Below are 18,687 nucleotides of genomic sequence, written 5' to 3'. Positions count from 1 at the left end.
CAGCCATCAAAACGCGCAGCTTGGCCGTAACGAATCTGCATTAATGCATTCATAGACAGTATGATCTTCCAATTTTTAAACTTTAAATTGTATAACTTTGTTTCTCAAGCTGCGGCGGATGACAGGCCCGCAGCTTCAGTTTGTACTTCACACTACCTCGCCCACGCGTCCATCAACCGCTGCTTCCGAGGTACGCATTGGGTAGCAACCGAACTATGGCCTTCTCCCCGAAGCAGCCATACTGATTTTAATTTAAACTTGCTGATAATGCTGGCAATCCGCGCCCTCGCAGATTAAGAAAATAAAGCAAACTAATGGGATCGCTGCATAAATAATCTTATAAATTGACGCGTTATAGATGTTTGACATGACCGCGGAAGTCTTCAAGCCACTTGCGATAGTAGGTTCGGCATGCGGCTGAGTAGGGGTTCTTCCAATGCAGAAAGCTTTTGGCGAGCTGCCGGATCGCGAGCCGTCCTTTGGCGCGCATCACGTTCGCCTTTGTCAGGTCCGCTTCGGCATCGGCCCATTGAAACAAGGTTTCAACGTTATCAATGGCGGCAATCATCCTCTCTATCGTCTTTCGTCGTGAAACAGCTAGTCTGTCGCGGTTCAATCCGAAGGTGTCGATAGACGCCCGCCCTTTCGGATCCTCGGCGCCCGCAGCATCGACAGCCGGTTGCACGATGCTTTCCTTCCGCCCGCCTGGCAGTGCCATATAGACGTGCCGCAGGTGATCGTCTGGCTGATCCTCGGCGGGGTTTATCAGCAGTGGCTGCTCCGCGGCAACGCCTGCTTCATCAATCGCCGGCGGAAATCCACCAAGCAATGGAAACAGATTTTCTTTGCCGCGCTTGAATTTTCTCGCCCCGACCTTTTGCCACCTGCTCCGATTGCAGTCGATACAGGAAGGGAGCAGGTTCTCCCACATCGAAGCCCGCCACCAGTAGCCGGGAAAACGAAGGGCGCCGGTCGGCTCGATAACTCCCCCCTTGGGCCGGAAATGCTCGATGTCCATCGGCATCACCGCGCCGAAGTCGCCTTCGCAGTAGGCGCACTTGTAGCTAAACAGAAGACCCAGCTTCTCCTTTACCTCGTCATGTGCATAGACACTAAACTTCATATTCTCGGTTGGAGTCGGGACCTTCGTGTAATAGGTGTTCGCACGCAGCCGCTCGACGGCAGCTGAAGAGCCGACATCTGCAAGAACGGCAGGGCAGGCAACTAGGCCGCGAGATCGCAGAATCATCCGTTGAGCTGGTCGTCTTGATCGCGCATCTCGCGCTCTGCAGCCTCGAAAAGATCGACCAGCTCGCTGATCGTTTCATCGCTGAAATTCTCTGACCTGGATCCGCGGTGCCGGGCCAGATAGGCATCGGCTATGCGGTACATCAGACGTTCGCGCGGGCTGTCGCCGAGTGGTACCTGAGGGGGAAGTGCTTCCGCTGCCGCTCGGAGCGATTGGTGCTCGGCGGACGCTAGATTTGGTCTTGATAGCAGTGAGTAATATCGAGCCAAACGATCCGCTGTGTCTGCATCCAGCGTCGTCTCAAGACCGAACAAGTCAGACGTCAGCATCTGATCGACACTCATGCCGCCCAGCCCTTCCACAAGGGGCTTGTTTAGGGAAATCCCATCCTCGTCACGGTTGAGGATGGCGATCTCTCCATCCGTGAGCCCGCGTAGCGGCAGTGGATCGTGCGTTGTCATCAAAAACTGCGCCAGCGGAAAGGTGTCCCGCAGCGCCTCGACGATCGCTAGGCGCCATGAGGGATGAAGATGAGCGTCGATCTCATCAACCAATATGAAGGCTTGGGCAGAGGTCATTCCGCTCCAAACCTCGTACATAACATCCATGATGTCGGCAGTGATTGCTAGTACACTTTTGAATCCAGAGCTCAGCTCATCGAGTGGCTGAGCTCTGCCGTTGTCGTCTATGATCAGGCGGCTGTCTGAGTCGAGATGAGCCTTCGCTCGCCCCTGTAAAACTGCGTTTAACGCACGCGTTGCATCTTCTAATCGATCAATGTTAGGTTGTCCATCCACGGATCTTAAATGCTGCCGTAGTCCGAAAGCGCCATTCACGAGCTGTCGCTCGGAGAAAAGACTGCGGACTCTGTGATCGTAGCTGCGGCCGGCCTGGCTGACCGGGCGACGGGCCGCCAATCGGTAAGCGCCATAGCCTAGCACCATCACGGGGACCGTTGCCTGACCCTCGAATCTCTCCGACCAGTTGTTAAAGTGGACGATGTTTGTGCGCTCAGTCCCCCAGAAGGTGACCTCGACCTCTCCTTGCTCCTCACCATCCGCAAGGCACCAGTGAGGCTCGATGCCCGCCTCTTCAGCGTGGATCGGCCCGAGGCACCCGAGTGCCGTTGCCTGCAACAGAGAGGTCTTCCCAACTCCGTTATCGCCGAGGACCACTACGGAGCCACCACCCTTTCGGCCCTTAAGATCGAGCCTGGGAAAATCGAGCACCGCTTCCTTCAGTCCACGAAAGTTCCTGACGCGCACCTGTCGGACATACCGCCTCCGATCCCGCTCGCGGGAAATATAATCGAAGTCATCGAAATCGTCCCCGCCCGAGAAGGCGAGAACTACCAAGCGTCGGATGGTGTGCCGGCTCGTGGAGTGAGGACGCCTGATCCGACGAACATTTCGTGGCAATCGCTCAACCAGAGCAAGCCACGCGGCGCCAGAGAACGGCGCGTTTGGAAGAAGGGCCTCGATCTTCTCGGCCAGTGGTGTGGAGGGTGAGACAAGATTTCTTACCACCTGTGCACGTCTGCGCACGAGGTCGCTGCGGTTTAGGTCGAGGACGTCGATGGTGAGATTGCCCCTCAACGTAGATCCTACTAGTTCTCCCCCGCGGGTAATCCGCAAGTGCTCCGAGGGGGCATCCCAGCATGGGTCCAGCAGAGTGTCTTGTTCCAGTTGACGCAACTGGGCGACAGTGGCACGCGCTGGTCCCCGCGGGCTGGCCGGGAAGTAATTGCGCTTTTCCCGGATGCAGTCCGCACAGGCGAGGTAGAGGTTAGTCCAGTCGAGTGCGAGCCAACAGTAGTGCTGGAACGCCACTTCGCCGTTCGTCCCCTCTGCCCCGTGAGCTGGACGGAATTGATCCGTCGTACCGGATGTGCCGACTTGGACACCGCAATAGGCACAGTTGTTACCAAACAGACGCTCGAGGGAGTGGCGAAACTTGCTTTCCTCGAAGATTGAGTTTGGCGGACGGGGCGGGCGCTCCTCTCGGCTCTCTCGATTGAGGTATTCCGCGACGTTAACGCGGTATTCTTCCGCCATCGGCGACCGCAGAATGGCCGGCTGCGCGACGCGCCGACGATCGATGACCTGCATCGCTCTGCTACCTCTCTCGATCATAGCGTAACCGAAGACACGCCTCTGCCGAGCCGTTGCCTGGGTTCCTATCTGAACCGCCCTGTTCTGAACACGTCTCCGCGTGCAGACGACACCCTTAACAGCTGCCTTTCCGCAAGCCACCTGTACCGGTTATGCGTCTCTGCTTCATCAAATGGCCTGAACGCGGGCCCTAGCTGGGGGTGCCTTGGGGGACTGCAGAAGTTGACCCGCAGCCAGGAAGCGGACGTTCCGACAAGCGCCCGATTGCGGTCGTTCGGCGAACCGATAGCCGATCCCGCAGCCGCCGTTCTTCAAGGGGCTGTTGAGGGATGCCACTGCTAAATAGCGGAACGACCGGTGTGTGGATGTTGAAGGCAGTAAGCGGTCTGAGGTTGAAGGGGACCGCAGGCTCAAGCATTTTCGATGACTTTGTGCCGCCGGGGCGTTCCACTCGCGGCCTGCGATCAGCCGGCCAACCGCACTATCGTCGGTCTGACACTGCCGGCGCTAAAAAACGCTGTATATGGCTCCAGCGCCTTCATTCGGTCGGCGGTGCGCCCCTGATCGGCGGTGGGACCAATGTTCCGGGCGATCGTGCGCGCATCCGCTTCGGTGACTCTCAGGACCAGATAGCTCGCGATCGCCTCGAACAGCGCGGGGTCAAAATCGCGTACGCCCTGCGACGCCAGTCCCAATGCCAAGCCGTACTTGCGGCACTCCTTCGCTAAGCGCGGGATCAGCTTTAGCTTGGCGGCACGATGAGCCTCGTCGAATATCACGGCGTGGGTAAGGCATTCCTGTACGCCGCGACGGAACATGTCCTTGTAGACGCTGTAGAGCACGAAGCCTGCGAATGCGCGCTGAAGGATGTCGTTGGTGCTCAGATGGACGCGCACCAAGGTCGGCCGCGCATCCGCCAACAGTCCCGCATCGTCTTCGCCGCAATTGAAGAAGCCGTAGTCGTCGAGCTCCTGAAGCCTGGCGAGCAGGTTCTGGTTGGGCTTCGGGCGCGAGCGCAGGATGTCGAGAAAGGTCCTGAACGCAGGCGGGGCAGGACGCTCCGAGTCGCGACGACCCCAGCCCAGGTCATCGTAGCTCTGGCGGATGGCGGCCCGGAGCTCCTCGAGCTGGATCTCGCCCAGATCGGGGAAAATAGAGGCGAAAATGTCGCGAAGTGTCCCCGCGACGTCGATATGAGCGGTCGGGCCAGGAGCGTGCACGCGGAGCGGATTGAAGCCGAGCCCGTCGAAGTCGACGGTGCGCATCGGTCCGATCGCGGCCGCGAGCTTCTCGTCGATGTCGTCGTGGTAGGAGAAAATAATGGGGGCGATTCCCGCTGCGGTCAATTGCTTGCAGATGTTGATCAGCGCGGTGGTCTTTCCCATCCCGGGCAGGCCGACGACCATGAGATGCGGGTTCGATCGGATCGACAGCTCCCAGACGACCGGCGCGCCGGCCAGGGACTCGCCTAGCCCGATTTTGACCGTGCTGTCTGACCTGGGTGGGGCGCCCCCCCCCGCCGGTTGAACCGGCAGACTTTCGGTCGCGCCCTCGAGCGCCGTACTTGGGTCGGCTACGATGCTTACAGCATCCATCGCCGGATCCCCTCCCGTTTTCCCCCCGAACGGGGCGGGGCTCGGAATCGGAGGCGTGTCGTCGCACTCCGCGGTGGGCGGCGGGAAGCGCCGAGCAGCCTCGTCACCCGGCCCGCCGCCATTCGGCGACGCTTCATCAGGCAGCATCGAAGGACCGAACAGCCAAAGCCGCGCCTCGTCGCTACCGTCGACGTACAGCGGCTCGGCCGAACCGGTCCGGTGTTCAGGGCAGAAGACATAGCCGACGTCCGGCTCGTCAACCTCGCCGGGCCGGTAGCTCTCCTTTAACAGGACCTGATCGATCTCGCTCGAAAGCCGGGCATGTCCATGTTCGGTGAGGCGATGCCGAGTCGCTCTTTCGACGTAGAAGCGGAGCAGCTTGGCGAGCTGTGAGCGGCGGACGACGCGCTCTAACGGCGCAAGATCCTCGCTGAAGAACCACGCATGCCAGCGGCGCCTCAGTTCGCCCGTCTGCGCGACCATGTGCGCCAGCAGGTCGGGCTGCCGTGCGGTGCGCAGATGCTGCCGATACTTCACCTCAACGAAGCGAAACTCGAGTGGCCCCCGAGCCGGCGCGCTGACGTGGATGAAGTCCGCGCGCATCGCAGGCTCGCCGTCGGCCGCAGCCATGGTCACGATTGGTGCGTGGCTCACGATCTCGTCGACCGGGATCAGCAAGGCTTGGTCCAGTCCCAGCCAGGTTTCGACCTGTCCCTGCGCCGCGACGCAGTTCGCGTGCATCAGCGCCAGAGCAATGAGCTCGCCGGTGCGCGTACCCCCATCGGCCAGCCGGATCGCGAGCCGTCCGCTCAGCGCTTTCAGGTGCCCCACGAGGAACCGGCTGTTCCGCTCGCTGCCGCTCAGGCCCATGTCGGCCAGTGCCAGGTCCACGAGGTCGCGTACGGCGTCCAGGTTGGAGGTGGACGTAACGAGCTGCATCGCGGTGAGATCGGCGCGGTCGGGCACGGCATCGATCACGAAGCGCTCGTAGACCTCGTTGTTACGCCGGGGCGCGTCGAGATAGTCGAGCACCGCGTAGCGGTCCAAAGTGATGACCCAGTCGCTCCGCGCATGCAGGCGCTCGAGGCGCATACGATCTTGCATCGAGAGACGGGTCCGCAGAACCGGCCAGGCCTCCGTGCCACCGCCCAGCGCCCGCGCCGTCGCCCGCGCTATAGCGCGATCCACGCGGCGGAGCCGATCGCCGGCGGTTTTCGCCTCGGGTGCGGATTCGCCCAGCTGCTCGGGCGGGGCGAAGCTCGTCCAGCAGAGCTCAGTCCCGTCCGCAACGCGCTCGATCGCGCGCATGAGACCCCAGCCATGAAGAGGGCGCGCCTCTCCGAGCGACGCCGAGGGCGCTGTCTCTAGCCGGGAAGAGAAAAGGTCGAAGGCGAGGCTGAGATGCGTGGTACCAGCGCCGCGCCATCCCGCATCGTCGTTCAGATCGGGCTCGGGCCGTTTCGCCCAGCGCAGTCGCGGAACGAGAACGCCGCCGCGTCGCACCGCCGTGTCTGTCATCCACCGGTCAAGGCCGTCGAGCACCTGACCGCCGGAGCGACGTCGCTGCCCAACTGTAGTGAGAAACCGGCCTGATGCGACCGAATTGGCAGCATGGAAGAGGTTCAGCGTGAAGCACAAGGGAGCAGTCTCGCCCTCCTCCTCGTCCCAATCTCCCTGCGCCCGCAGTGCCTGGCCCAGCGCACGCGCGACCGTCTGCCCGTCGCCCGCGCGCCATGCCTGGAGGCTAAGCACGTCGGGACGCGCATCTACCGAACCACCGTAGCAGTCCAGATAGTGCCGGATCTCACGCCCGATCGCAGTCGCGTTCTCGTCGTCGGCCGACGAGGCGACATCACGACCGCCGCCTCCAAGGCAGGCCGCAAGCAGGGCGATGGCCGCCTTCGGCTCGGCTTCTCCCTCGACGGCCATCGCAGCCACATGGAAACCGAGCACGTCGGCGAAGATGTAGCCCCTGGTCCCACCGCTACCGGGAAGGGCGAAGGGAAAGTTGGCAGAGTCGATCGGCTTCGCGGCGTTGATTGCAGCCGATGGCGAGAGGTCCTGTTTGTACCGCGCATGCGCCACGACCTGATCGTAGAGCGCCAGCCAGGCGAACCGCGTCGGGTGGACCGGCGTAACGAGCAGTCCGATGACGGCGCCCGCTTGGTTGCGTACCTCGATTGTTCCATGCAGGGCCAGCGCCGGATCGCCGGCCTCGAGCGCTTTCTCCCAGGCATTGACATAGCTGTCGGCAGCAGACCAGCCAGTGGTCACGACTCGGCCGAGGAGCCCGGCCGGGCCCATCTCGCTCGCGAGCTTGCGGCATGCCTCGCGCACCCTATCCAGGAGCGGGTCCTTGCCGGCGTCGAGAGGCACGAATTCTAGCGCGCCGACAGGTGAGCCGTCGGCGCGTACGACCTGAACCCAGCGGCCAACAGGGCCCCCCGCTCGCCGCCAAGCCTCTTCCATCTCCCGCAGCAGCGGCGGGCGAAAGACACGCGTGCCCCGCGAGGCGACCTCTCCCGTCCAGTTGATGAAGCCCTTCTTGTCCTCGGCAGGGTTCGGCGAGGCGGTCAGCTCCTCGAACCGCGTCCGGTCCGGCGCGCCGATTGCACCTTCGACAAACGTCCGGACGAGCTGACCCGACGCGGCCGACAGGTCTTTGACCGCCGAGCCGAACTCGAGAGAAAACGGCTCACTCAGCACCGGCGCGACGTCCTCAACGCCAACCGCTGCGACCGTGACGACAGCCTCGAATTTCTCATTACCTTCGAGATCTTCGAAGCTCGCCCTGCCGATCGCGACCTGCTGCTGGGGCTTGTCGCGATGCGGAAGGATGAGTTCGACCAGTACATCCTCGCCGGCGGTGATTGTGACGCGATAATCCACGGCTCCGACGGGAAGGTTGTCTGGCTCCGTCGTCCACCGGATTACTATCTGCGCACGGTCCTTCGCGGCCGCGTCGCGGTCAAGCACGAGACGGGGGATTTGGTCCGCCGCTTCCGGTCGGGTCAGGCCGGACCATTTGAGCAGCGCGTTCTTGTTGTCTCGCCACGGCACCAGCGCGAGATGCCGCAGGTTTTGGCTGGCAAAGCCAGGCGTCAGTGGTCCGAGCCAGAGGTCGGGCTCTTCCACAATCGCGGCCGCCGCCGATTCGGGGCTTTTTCCGGCCAGCGAACGCAGCAGCCGTTCCAGCTTGGGTTCCTGGACTGACGCGTTGTCGAGTAGCAGCGAGCGGACCCGTTCTGGCACGGACCGAAAGTCGCCTGCGTAGAGGAGGCGGTCCGCGAGGTCGGCCGACATATCGAGCTGTGCGTTGGTTGGCGCGCCCTCGCACGCGACGGGCCAGAGCCCCAGCTTTCCCAGCGCCCGGCCTGCACCCTCGTTCGCCGCGGTCACGGTGAAGTCGAAACGCGACCAGGGGGGCAGCCGGCGGCGCCGGCCGAGCTTCTCGGCGCGACGCACGGCCGCGTCGAGGAATTGCATGCGTCCCCAGAACGGCTTGCGGGCGAGCTCGAGCGCCTTGTCGAACATTTCCGCTTCGCTAATCTCCCGGCCGGCGCTGTAGATGCCGTCCAGTCCGGCGCCGGCGCGAGACGGGTCGATCAGGAGCAATGCCGCCCCGGACTTGTCCTCGCGCTGTTCGACGGCCTGATCGGCGGTGATCCGCCGTACGCCGACCGCATCAACCACGGCCGCGATGGTCCAGCCCGGTATTGCGAATGAAACGGACGCGATCAGCGCGTCGATATGCTCGGATGGGAGACAGCGCACGAAGGCGACGGTACCGTCCGCCGGGTCGCCGAGGAGTTTGCCCAATGCCTCGGCCAGGAGGCTGGCATGCCGCGGACCGATCATGCCGGCTCCATCACAGAGGTGAAGCGCTCTTCCGGTCTGCCGTAGCGCGGTTTCAGCTTCTTCATCCGTTCCGCGTCATTCACGCCCGACAGGAGGCCTAAATCGCGAAGCCGTCTCTCCAGCACGCGCCGGTTGTTCTGCAGCAGCTCGTTGGGAACTTGCATGTTCGGGGGCGAGCGGTCGACGAACAAGCCATGCCGCTCCCGTAGGATGCGCAGGAAGTCGGGATAGGAGAGCGGTTGAAACTTCCTTCCCTTACCCCTGCGGCGAAGGTGCCGATGGACGAGATATTCGAGCACGGAGTTGGTGAGCACGATTGACAGGGCATCACCGGTTTTCTTCTGGCCCTTGCTTCGCGTCCGGTTCAGGGTCACCTTGCGACGTCTGGCGAGGCCATTCACTTCATCGGTCATCAGTGCTGACGATAGGAAGCCATTCAGTCGCTCGACGCCTCGGTTGGCGGTCATCGTGAAGGATGTGCTGAGCACCTCGGCCAGAAACTGGCCATGGCTTTCCACATCGCCTTCCTCGCCGAGCAGACTGGTAAGCCCGCTCTCCTCCTCCACCTCCGCAGCGGCCCGCAACTTGCGCGTGAGAGAGCGGAAATGCTTTTCGGCGTCGCGGGCTTCGTCGTGCGACCCGTTGAGGAAGCTGCCCAGCAGATTGAGCCAGTCCGTTCCGTCCGGAACGCTGGCCGGCAGCGATTTCGCCGGGATGTCGGACTCGTTGCGCACAAAGAAGTCGATCAGGCGCGCGTACATCAGAATGGCGGGCAGGCGATTGAGCCCCTGCCGAAGAAGGCCGCTGGACACCTCCGAGGCGTCGCGGAGCCCGACGTCCGCCCCATTCGAGCAGTCGACGAGCAGCGGAAAGGGCATGGCCGCGTCGCGCGCAGGCACGACGCCGTCCGTTCCCCAGCGTGTCAGGATGTCGACGGTGGAAGTGACGATCGTTGTGAGGCCAACCGCCATGGCGGCTTCAAGCATCGTCAGTAGGGCCGAACGCGGACAGGCATCTTCGCGCGCGTAGCAGTCAAGGAAGGTCAGAAGGTCTTCGCGGAAGTCTTCGCTCGCCTTGGCGGCGATGGGGCGCTGATTGGGAATAGGTCCAGGATTGCCCTTGCCGACGGCTTTGCTGGGTGCTTCTCCGCAGATTTGGGCGAGACGGACCGTAACGAGCTGATCGAGCGGCAGGGGCGTTGCCTCGTCCAGTTCGTCGGAGCGCAGATCGCTCTTGCGCGGACCAGAGGTGATGATACCCGGACCGAGCGCCGTTAGGAGCGCATTTTCCTCGACCCGTGTCCCCACCGGATACTTGCCCGAGCCAGCAAACGGCTCGATCTGGGCACCCTCCTTTTGGCCGCTCAGGAGAGCCGTGATCATCTCGGGAACACCGCGCAGATTGGCGGCCGAGATCGGCAGGTCGATCCAGGATGCGAGATAGTGATTAGCGAAGCACCTTTGGACCTGCTCATCGTGCAACTCGGAATGCCGTCTGTTTTCGAGCGTGGACGTGAGTAGAAAGTCGCCGAGGATCGCCTTTGCAGTGTCGCTTTCGAAACCCCTGATGGTTTCTTCCTGCGCGAGGCGGGCCACGACCGATCGGATCGTCGGCGGAGCTCCTGCGCCGAATGCGTCGGCAAAGCGTCCTTTTCCGCGCCGATGGCCCCATCGGAACAGGTAGAGGATCATGGGCAAGAGTGCGCCGACCGAGAAGTCCTGAGGCGTGAAAGGGAAGACCGGCTGGTAAGTGCTTGTCCAGATCTGCGACGTCATGTGGCCGCCAAGTACGTCCTCAATAACCTTTTTCGGATCCGCGGCCATCACGCGATGCCTTCGGAGAGGACGACGGTTTGGCGTTCGCGATCCTGCTCGACGCTCAGCCGGTGCACCGCGTCGCCGACGGCTGGGCTCCAGGCGCGCAGCGTGCGCTCGTCCTCCTGGGCGAGGCGGCGCGTGAACACGCTCAGGTTGGCGAAGATGTCGTCCGAGAAAGCGTCCAGAATCTGTACGCCATCGGCGAGTTCCATCAACAGGGTATACAGCTCCAGTGAGACGATCAGCTCCTCCGGCGCTCCGTGCGTCATGTCGTAGCTAAGGACGAGGTAGCGATGCAGCGTCTCTAGCCCTTCTACCGATTGGAAGCGTTCGGGCGCGAGCCCGAAGCGCACCAGCGGCTTCTCAACCCAGAAAGCGGTTTCGGTGGGCGTGCGCGGTACGATCCTGATCGGTACGATTTCGGCGTCGCGATAGGCTGGATCGGGAAGTGCCTCCAAACGCGACAGGCCGGCGCACAGCCGTGCCTTCAATGCCTCCTGTTCCTTCGGCGCCAGCAGCGGGAAACATCGGAACGCTGTCGAATGGCGACCGTCGCGCAGGCTCAGGGCGAACTCGTCGCCGCCAATCGCCTTCACCTGATCGGCAGACCAGGCGAAGAAGGCGCGGCGCCGCGCTTGGCGCAATGGCAACGGCCGACCGGTCCCGTCGCGAAAGCGTTGGGCTCCGTGAGCCGGATCGGGCGCGCCATGGGCCACGAGATAGCGATCCACGCGTGCGTTGACGTGGAGCGCCGGATCCAGACGGGTGAGTTCGCGCAGGAGTTCGCCCTGACGCTTGGGCGAGTCGGGATCGAACGCTTGGTCCGCCGGATCATGTAGATCGAGATCCGGCAAGCGGTGCAAGTCCTCGCAGGCGTGTAGCCCGAACAGGACATAGCTGATCGTCGCCTTCAGTTCACGCGCGGTGACATGCACTTCGTTCCTAAGGTGCACGGCCTGCAGCGCTTCGGTAAGTCGACCCTTGAGTAGGTTTCCTCGCGCGCGGACATGCACGTCGTCGCTGGCACCCATCATTTCCGCGGATCGTCGCATGGGGCACCGCTCTCGCGCAGTACAGGTGCGGCACGGCCGCCAGATGTCGGACGCCTGCTCGCCGCCTACGAGGCGATCGATCAAGCTGTCCACGAAGTCGGTCGAGATCGTGCCGAGGTCGAAACGAATGCCGCCCACGAGCGATCGCTTGTTAAGCTCGACGAGCCGTACATGCTCGGGTAGGTGGTCGCCCCGGTCGCCGATCGCGTCCATCAAGGCGGCTGTAAGCGGGGTCGGACCGCCCCTAATCGCTTCGGCGTGGTCAATCCATTCCATGAGCCGGCCGTCATTAACCGCAACCAGATGGACCGGCGCGTTCTCAATCGGTCCGTCAAGAAAGGGACCGAAGAGCTCGTCGAGCAGCTCGTTCGCGGAGCGGCCATTCCAACTAGCGGCCCCGTCGAGGTTGATCTTAGCCGGCCGTCCCGACAGCCGACCTTCCCAGACCCGTTGGCTCGACGGGGCTGGCTCTTCGCCGAGCGAGCGGACCAGGTTCTGGAGGAACGCCGTCTTGCCGTCGCCCGCGTTCCCGCAGAGGATCGCGAGCGACACCCGCCCCGAGCGGATCGCTTCGGGCAGCGCTGTATCGAGCGCCGTGCGGACATAGGTGTCGAAGGCGAAGGCCGTATCGAGGCCGCGCGTCTCCGCATTACCGAAGCGGGAGCCCGGATAGGCGCTGAGTATATCCTTCACCCGATCGACGACATTAGGCCGCAAGGGACCGGCTTCGAGCTCGGGAAAGGGCGGTGCGGGCGCCGTGCTGCCGCTGGCTGTCTCCCTGGCCAGAAGCCAGCGCAAGGCGTCCGCAGCATCGCGGAACCGCATCTCTGGGTCCTGTGCGATGGCCTTGTCGAGGAGGGCAGTTACCGTCGGCCACTTGGTCCGCTCTTCGGCGAACCAGGGTAGACCGCTCGGTCCGACGGCGGCGGGCGGCGCCCGGTCGGTGAGAACGTGGTAGAAGGTGGCCGCTAGGCCGTAGAGATCGTCCCTGGCGAGGGCGGGCTTACCTTCGCGGCGCTCGGGCGACGCATAGAGGGCGGTGCCGGGGGAGGCGGGCACGCTCCCCGAGGCGCCCGCGAGATCGTAGTCGATCAGGACGACTCGGTTCTCGTCGACTAGGATGTTCGACGGACTCACGTCGCCATGCAGCCATCCCTGGGCATGGAGAACGTTAAGCGCGTTGCATAGGCTGGCGAACCAGCGAAGCGCAAGCGCTTCGACGCCCTCGTCGCCAGCCTGGTCGGCGAGGAAGTCGAGGTCTCCTCGCCAAGAGTCGAGTGGGGCGCCCTGGACCCAGCGCAGTAGAGCCATCAGCTCGGAAGGCCGCCACTCGCTGCTGCACGCAAGGACGTTCGACAGGCCCTCGTGCTGGGTAAGCGGGCGCAGCCGTCGATATGCGTCCAGCGATGCTGGGCCGAGCTCCGCGTTGAAAACGACCTTTCCGACATAGGTGCCGATCGGCTCGTCGTTCCTGTCCAACTGCTCGAGCTTGAACGTGCGACCTGCACCGCCCTGTCCGAGTACGGACAGTACCCGGTAACGGTCTCCCTTCCATTCGGCGACGTGACCCTCATCCCAGAATGCGGGAGACGGCGAAGCATCTGGAGCCGGCTCCGTCACAGGTGCTGCCGCCTCGGTAAGAAAATCGACGAACTCTAGTGCGGTCGGACGTGCTGAAGGATCGTGCGCGAGACCCATCTTAAGGAGCTCGGCCATCTCGTCGTTGTCGCAAGACGCTTCCAGGAGAACCTTGCACAAGCTGAAGACGTCGGAAGCCGGCGTGGCCGCCGCGAGGCCTCCGCTCGTCACCTCGGGCGCGGCATAAGCGCCGATATCGTCTGCCGCATCGCCGCTGACGGTCTGCGCCGGCGCGAGCCGGGCCCAGCGCCAACCTGCGAAGAGCGGCGTCCCGTCGGCTCTAATGCGGATGCAGTGGTTGTCGAGGGCCCGGTGTACGAGTGGAGGATCGCCGGGCTCGCTTCCCTTAGCGAATTCGGCGAGCGCGGCGAAGGCGCGCCTGACGAAGTCGTGGCGGCGCCCGGGCGACCAGGCTCCCGACCTGACGAGCTCGGCGACAGATGGCGCGGAGCTATCCGCGAGACTGAAAAAATACACCTCGCCCGCATAGTTGGGGAGCGCCTGCCAGCTGTCCACCAGACCGGGGAGGTGGGGAGACTTCTGGAACTTGCGGACGACGTCGAACTCGCGGCGGGCGCGCCGTTCAGTGCGCTCGGCGGTCTCGCCGTCGGGCGCAGCAGACAGGTCGTAGAGATGCACGTTTACCCGATCGCCGTTCCAGGGGTCGCGGGCGGCGTAGACCCGGGCGAAGCGCTCGTGCTCCGGGGTGAGGAGCTGGAGGCCGTCGAACCGGGCCAGGCGCTTCGGGCGTGCCGGATCGGTCGCGGCCTGGCGGGGCGCAAGCGCGGCGGCCAATCGGCCTGGGTCTGCCCGCCCGGGCGCCGTCGCATCGGCAATCAGTGCGTCGAGATCCTTAAGTGAGTAGGCCCTGACGCCGAAGGCGTGTTGGGCCTGTTGCCCGTTCCGCTTCAGCGACCCCGCCTCGCGCGTGAAGAGGAAAGCCGCGGGAACGAATCCGACGCTGGGCTCGGCGACCTTGAGGCGGCCCGCGATGCGCTTCGCCTTGGCGACGATGAGCTCGGCAGCGGCGTCTATGTCCCGATGACGCTTCAGTGCCGACCCGTCCCAGTGCTTCACCTCGATCACCACCGAGCCGCTGGGCCCGATCACCACCATGTCGATCTCGTCGGCTTGGCCGTGCAAATTCGGGTGCGTGAGGTTCGTCAGGACGTAGGCGGTCCCTTCGCGACCGACGCGCCTGATCGCCTGGTCCACAGCGTGCAATGCCTTCGCCTCGCTCGCATTTGCGAACAGCCCGCAGGGCAGATGCACGACGCGCAAGTACCGACCCCCCCCATTCTCAACAGTGAATATACCTAGAGTGATGTACGGTGCAATGGCTAGCGATCAAACTGGGTCAGGTCATGACCCTCTTGATCGCTTGCGTTGCACACCGTACCTGTCGCTAAAGGGCAGATTTTGCAGCATCTGATCGCAATAAATACTTCACATCTGACTAGTTCAGGCTGCCGAGGTAATGTAAATGGGCGTCCGTTCTGAGAAGGTGCGAACCGATCGCGGATGTCCGCTTGTGAGTCGTCGCTGCTTCGGGTGTGAGGTGAACGGACATCCGCTTTTCGCATCTGCCTGCTCGGAGGCTGCCAAGCCGAAAACGGCCAGACCCAGTCATTCGGCGTCGATCATACTGCCGGTAAGCAGACCTTCCTAAGGCCCGAGGAGGGTCGAAAGCTGCCCCAGCCGCTTACGCCAAACTCTTCGGCTTCCGGATGGAGGTTGCCGACTGACACACGATCCTGCTACAAATCCCCTGGCGGATGAGAAGCTAACCAACTGATGTTATTGAGGAAAATTTGGGGCTGTCGTGAAGGGCAGGATCCAGGTCCCCCAGCCAATTAAGCTCCCGAGTCATCCAGCTTGTTAAGCCTCTCATGCAGTCGCTCTGCGTGGTGGTCCTGTCGCTACGATCCGCTGCTGCAAAGCCTGTCCGATGGACGGCGAAGGAGCGGAGTGTCGGCCTATGGGGCCGACCGATTTAGGTCGCTCGCGCGGATGTCTCGGTTCTCGCAGGCGGCGCTAGGGACGTCTCGGTCGTGACCTTCCGAAACGGCGCAATTGCGTGTTCCTACTCAATCAGCACGAAGACAACCTCTGACGAGGGGAAGCCGCATGTCGTTGGTCTGGGACGGCGTGACAACTGATGGTGTGCTGAACGCGGGGAGTGCAGCCGAACGGCATCGGCTGGCGGATGCGGCCAAGGCCTATGACTGGGCGACGGTGCTGACTCTGCTGCGCGACCACCCCGAACTCGTGAATACGACGCGGCCCGGTGGTCTCTCACTGTTCGCGCCCCTCCACCAGGCCGCACATGGGAACGCGCCACCGAGTATCCTCGAGGAGCTGATCCGATTACGGGCCTGGCGGATGCTCCAGAACGCGCGCGGTGAGCGGCCCGTCGATGTCGCAGAGCGTTGCGGCCACGCGCGCGCCGTCGAGATCCTGCGTCCAATCCTGCTCCGCCGCGTGCCGACGGGTGTCCTTGCGACAATCCAGACACATTTCCACGCCGTGATCCGTGGCCGGGCCGACGACCTCGTTCGCAAGTCCGGCCTCCGCCTTCCGGAACTGGGACCGCTGCTTGAACTTCAGGGCGACGAACCGATCTGGTTTGCTGTGCCCGGCATGTATGGCGGTTTTGCCTATCGCCTCCTTTCGGACGGCGTAGAGGCCGTGCTCGTTGCGGAGAGTTGGTGCCGCGTCGTCGGCGGCTCCGGGCAGCGACATGAGATCACCTCGAAGGGAAGTCGTTTGGTCGAGGAAGGCTTCGTCTAGCGAGGCATCGGGGCCTGCCGAAAAGCGCCCGGGTTCCGCGAAGCCGGGTGAGTGCGCCGATCTCTCGGTCGGCTTCCTCCCCGTTCGAGGCGGCTTGGAAATTCACGCGGCTGGTCTCTTCTTCGAGGATCTGTCGAACCAGATCATCCGGAACGATGCCGTCGCACGCCTGCTGACCTCCCCGAACGTCACGTGACCGGACATCAAGCCTTCTTCACAGCGCGAGGCGCCGGCGGCGATTGCGGCGACCATCATCGAGAACCTGTCCTGCTTCGAGAAGCAGGGCGTTCCGCGGCATCCCGTATCGGTCGAGTGCTTCGCCTGATTTCGGCCGCTGACGCGTCGATCACCGATGTCCGGCAGGGCTCTGCCCTGGACCCGCGAAACGACTTGTCCTTTCGGAGCCGGTATCGTCGGTCGCGCCGAGATGCGCGACCAAGTGCTCGGCGAGTTGGCGGGCGTGCGGCGGGAGCGCTGCGAAGCTGCGGGCGCAGAGCCTGAGGCGGCGTACGGTCCAGGGCTCGTCAATCGGGATCGCGCGGATTGCCAGCGTCTCGGCCGCGCGCCGCGCTGCCGCCTCGGGCACGATCGCCACGCCGACGCCGCGCTCGACCATGCGGCAGACCGCATCGAGCCCGTTCAGGCGCACCCGGAGCTTGAACGGACGGCCGGCGCGGGCGGCGTGGGTCGCCAGATGCGCCTGCAGCGCCCGGCCATGGCTGAGGCCGACCAGAGGCTCGTCCAGCACCTCCCGGAACGCGACGCCGCTGCGCTGCGCCAGGGCATGGCCCGCCGGCACGGCGAGCACGATCCGGTCGAGATGGAGCGGCCGGGTTTCGAGTGCGCCAAGATCGGTCGTATCGGCAACGATGCCGATATCGGCAAGCCCGCCGGCCAGGGCATCGACGGTCTCGCGGCTTGTGCGCTCCTCGAGATCGATGTCGACGCTGGGATGGGCCGCAAGGAAGCCGGACAGGGCATCAGGCAGGAAGGCGGCGACCGCTGCGGTGATCGACAGCAGTCTCACATGGCCGCGCAGGCCCCTTGCGTACTGGCCGAGTTCGCCACGCATCTGTTCGAGCTGGCCGAGCACGAGCCGGGCGTGATGCACCACGGCGAGGCCCGCGGGTGTCGGCCGTACCCCGCGGGCATGGCGCTCCAGCAGCGGCACGCCGCCATCCGACTCCATGCCGCGGATGCGCTCGCTCGCCGAGGCGAGCGCCAGCCCGGCCCGCTCGGCGCCACGGGTGATGCTCTCCGCCTCGACGACATGAAGGAACAGGCGCAGGTCGGTCAGATCGAAGCGCATGGAGCATCGTCCCGAAAGGTGGCCGCCGCTTTTCGGAAGAAGACGATGCAGAAACAAAAAGCCAGAGCATCGTCGGCGAGGCCGCATCACGCGGCAAGGGCTTCGGCTCAGCCGAAGGCTGATACGGGCCAGTTCCGCATTGTCGCGCGCCGTCGCGCTGCGAAAATCGGCTCATGGCACGTGACGCACAGACGACGACCCGCTGGGGCAACGCCCGGCTCGAAACGGCGGCCCTTCTCCTCGCGGGGTTCACCGCGCTGGTTGCCATCGCTCGCTCCGATGCCGGCCCGCGTACCTGCACCGCCGTGCCGCCGGTCGCGGTCGCCCGGCCCAAGCCTGCCGCCACGCCGCTCTCCGCGAAGGAGACTGAGGCGGAGGCCGCGCGGCAGGCGGTCCTGCGCGACATGCAACTCCACGACTGACCCTGACCGCCGCTCTTGCCCCCTCCCCCGATCAGAACGTGCTCATGACGTTTTCCATGGACCTCCTCCCCCTCGCCGTGGCGGCGTCGGCCTTCCTGCTTGCGGGCTTCGTCAAGGGCATGGTCGGGCTCGGCCTGCCACCCGTCGCCATGGGCCTGTTGAGCCTCGTCATGGCGCCGGTCCAGGCCGCGGCCCTGCTCGTCGTGCCGGCCTTCGTCACCAATGTCTGGCAGCTCGCCGCGGGCCCGCGCTTCGGCACGCTGCTGCGCCGGCTCTGGCCGATGCTGGCGGCGAGCGTCGTCGGCACGCTGGTCGCGGCGGGGATCCTTCACGGGAATTACGGCGCGGAAGCCACGGTCTTCCTCGGCCTCGCTTTGATCGCCTACGCCGTGATCGGTCTTGCCGCCCTGCGGCTCCACGTTCCGCCGGGTATGGAGCGCTGGCTCGGGCCCATCATCGGCGCGGCGACGGGCCTAGTGACGGCGGCCACCGCCGTCTCCTCGTTCCCCTCCGCGCCCTATCTCGGGGCGCTGGGCCTGTCCAAGGACGACCTGATCCAGGCGCTGGGGCTCTCCTTCACCGTCTCCACTGTCGCACTCGCCATCGCCCTGGCCGGGGGCGGCGCCCTCTCGCTCAGCGTTGCGGGCACCTCCCTCATCGCCCTCGTCCCTGCCCTGCTCGGGATGGCGCTCGGCGGCTGGGTGCGGGGGCGCGTCAGCGAGCGTGTGTTCCGCCGCTGCTTCTTCGTCGGATTGCTGGGCCTCGGGCTCCACCTCGCCCTGCGGCCGCTGTTCTGAGCGGCGCGACCAAGAGCATCGTCTTTACCCCGAAAGCCGGCGCCCACCT

General features: G+C 64.2%; 9 protein-coding genes. 3 read left to right on the top strand and 6 right to left on the bottom strand.

The window, feature by feature from the left end; all coding sequences use genetic code 11:
* Positions 1-352: 352 nt before the first annotated feature.
* The 5 genes from MKK50_RS18370 to MKK50_RS18350 form a co-directional block, all read right to left on the bottom strand.
* The gene (locus MKK50_RS18370) at positions 353-1,249 is read right to left on the bottom strand and encodes an HNH endonuclease family protein (RefSeq protein ID WP_499024392.1); all 897 of its coding nucleotides are present in this window, start codon (positions 1,247-1,249) and stop codon (positions 353-355) included.
* Complete coding sequence (locus MKK50_RS18365) at positions 1,246-3,357, bottom strand: AAA family ATPase (protein ID WP_499024389.1); 2,112 nt, start codon at positions 3,355-3,357, stop codon at positions 1,246-1,248. Before MKK50_RS18365 ends, MKK50_RS18370 begins: the two co-directional genes overlap by 4 nt.
* Positions 3,358-3,824: 467 nt before the next feature.
* Positions 3,825-8,813 (bottom strand): ATP-binding protein, encoded by a 4,989-nt coding sequence (locus MKK50_RS18360; protein ID WP_499024387.1) that lies wholly within the window; start codon positions 8,811-8,813, stop codon positions 3,825-3,827.
* A complete protein-coding gene (locus tag MKK50_RS18355) occupies positions 8,810-10,636 on the bottom strand; it encodes a methylation-associated defense system protein MAD7 family protein (protein WP_499024385.1) in 1,827 nt (608 codons plus the stop codon). The genes MKK50_RS18360 and MKK50_RS18355 overlap by 4 nt, the downstream gene beginning before the upstream one ends.
* Positions 10,636-14,592 carry a protein kinase domain-containing protein gene (locus MKK50_RS18350; RefSeq protein ID WP_499025111.1) on the bottom strand — a complete coding sequence of 1,319 codons (3,957 nt, stop codon included), beginning with the start codon at positions 14,590-14,592 and terminating at the stop codon, positions 10,636-10,638. The genes MKK50_RS18355 and MKK50_RS18350 overlap by 1 nt, the downstream gene beginning before the upstream one ends.
* 855 nt (positions 14,593-15,447) lie before the next feature.
* On the opposite strand from MKK50_RS18350, the gene MKK50_RS18345 reads away from it, so the two are divergent.
* Positions 15,448-16,110, top strand: a complete 663-nt coding sequence (locus MKK50_RS18345) for an ankyrin repeat domain-containing protein (protein WP_499024383.1) — start codon at positions 15,448-15,450, stop codon at positions 16,108-16,110.
* A 346-nt stretch (positions 16,111-16,456) separates the two neighbouring features.
* Here MKK50_RS18345 and MKK50_RS18340 read toward each other — a convergent pair whose 3' ends face one another.
* The gene (locus MKK50_RS18340) at positions 16,457-17,419 is read right to left on the bottom strand and encodes a LysR substrate-binding domain-containing protein (RefSeq protein WP_499024381.1); all 963 of its coding nucleotides are present in this window, start codon (positions 17,417-17,419) and stop codon (positions 16,457-16,459) included.
* 173 nt (positions 17,420-17,592) lie between these two features.
* On the opposite strand from MKK50_RS18340, the gene MKK50_RS18335 reads away from it, so the two are divergent.
* Positions 17,593-17,841, top strand: coding sequence for a hypothetical protein (locus MKK50_RS18335; RefSeq protein WP_499024378.1), 249 nt, complete (start codon positions 17,593-17,595; stop codon positions 17,839-17,841).
* Between the two features lie 44 nt (positions 17,842-17,885).
* Entirely contained in the window at positions 17,886-18,638 is a 753-nt protein-coding gene (locus tag MKK50_RS18330) for a sulfite exporter TauE/SafE family protein (protein WP_499024376.1), read from the top strand.
* Positions 18,639-18,687 lie beyond the last annotated feature (49 nt).

It is taken from the genome of Methylobacterium sp. J-043 (assembly GCF_022829505.1).
GTDB lineage: Bacteria > Pseudomonadota > Alphaproteobacteria > Rhizobiales > Beijerinckiaceae > Methylobacterium > Methylobacterium extorquens_A.
This window is presented reverse-complemented; position numbering and strand designations above follow the sequence as displayed.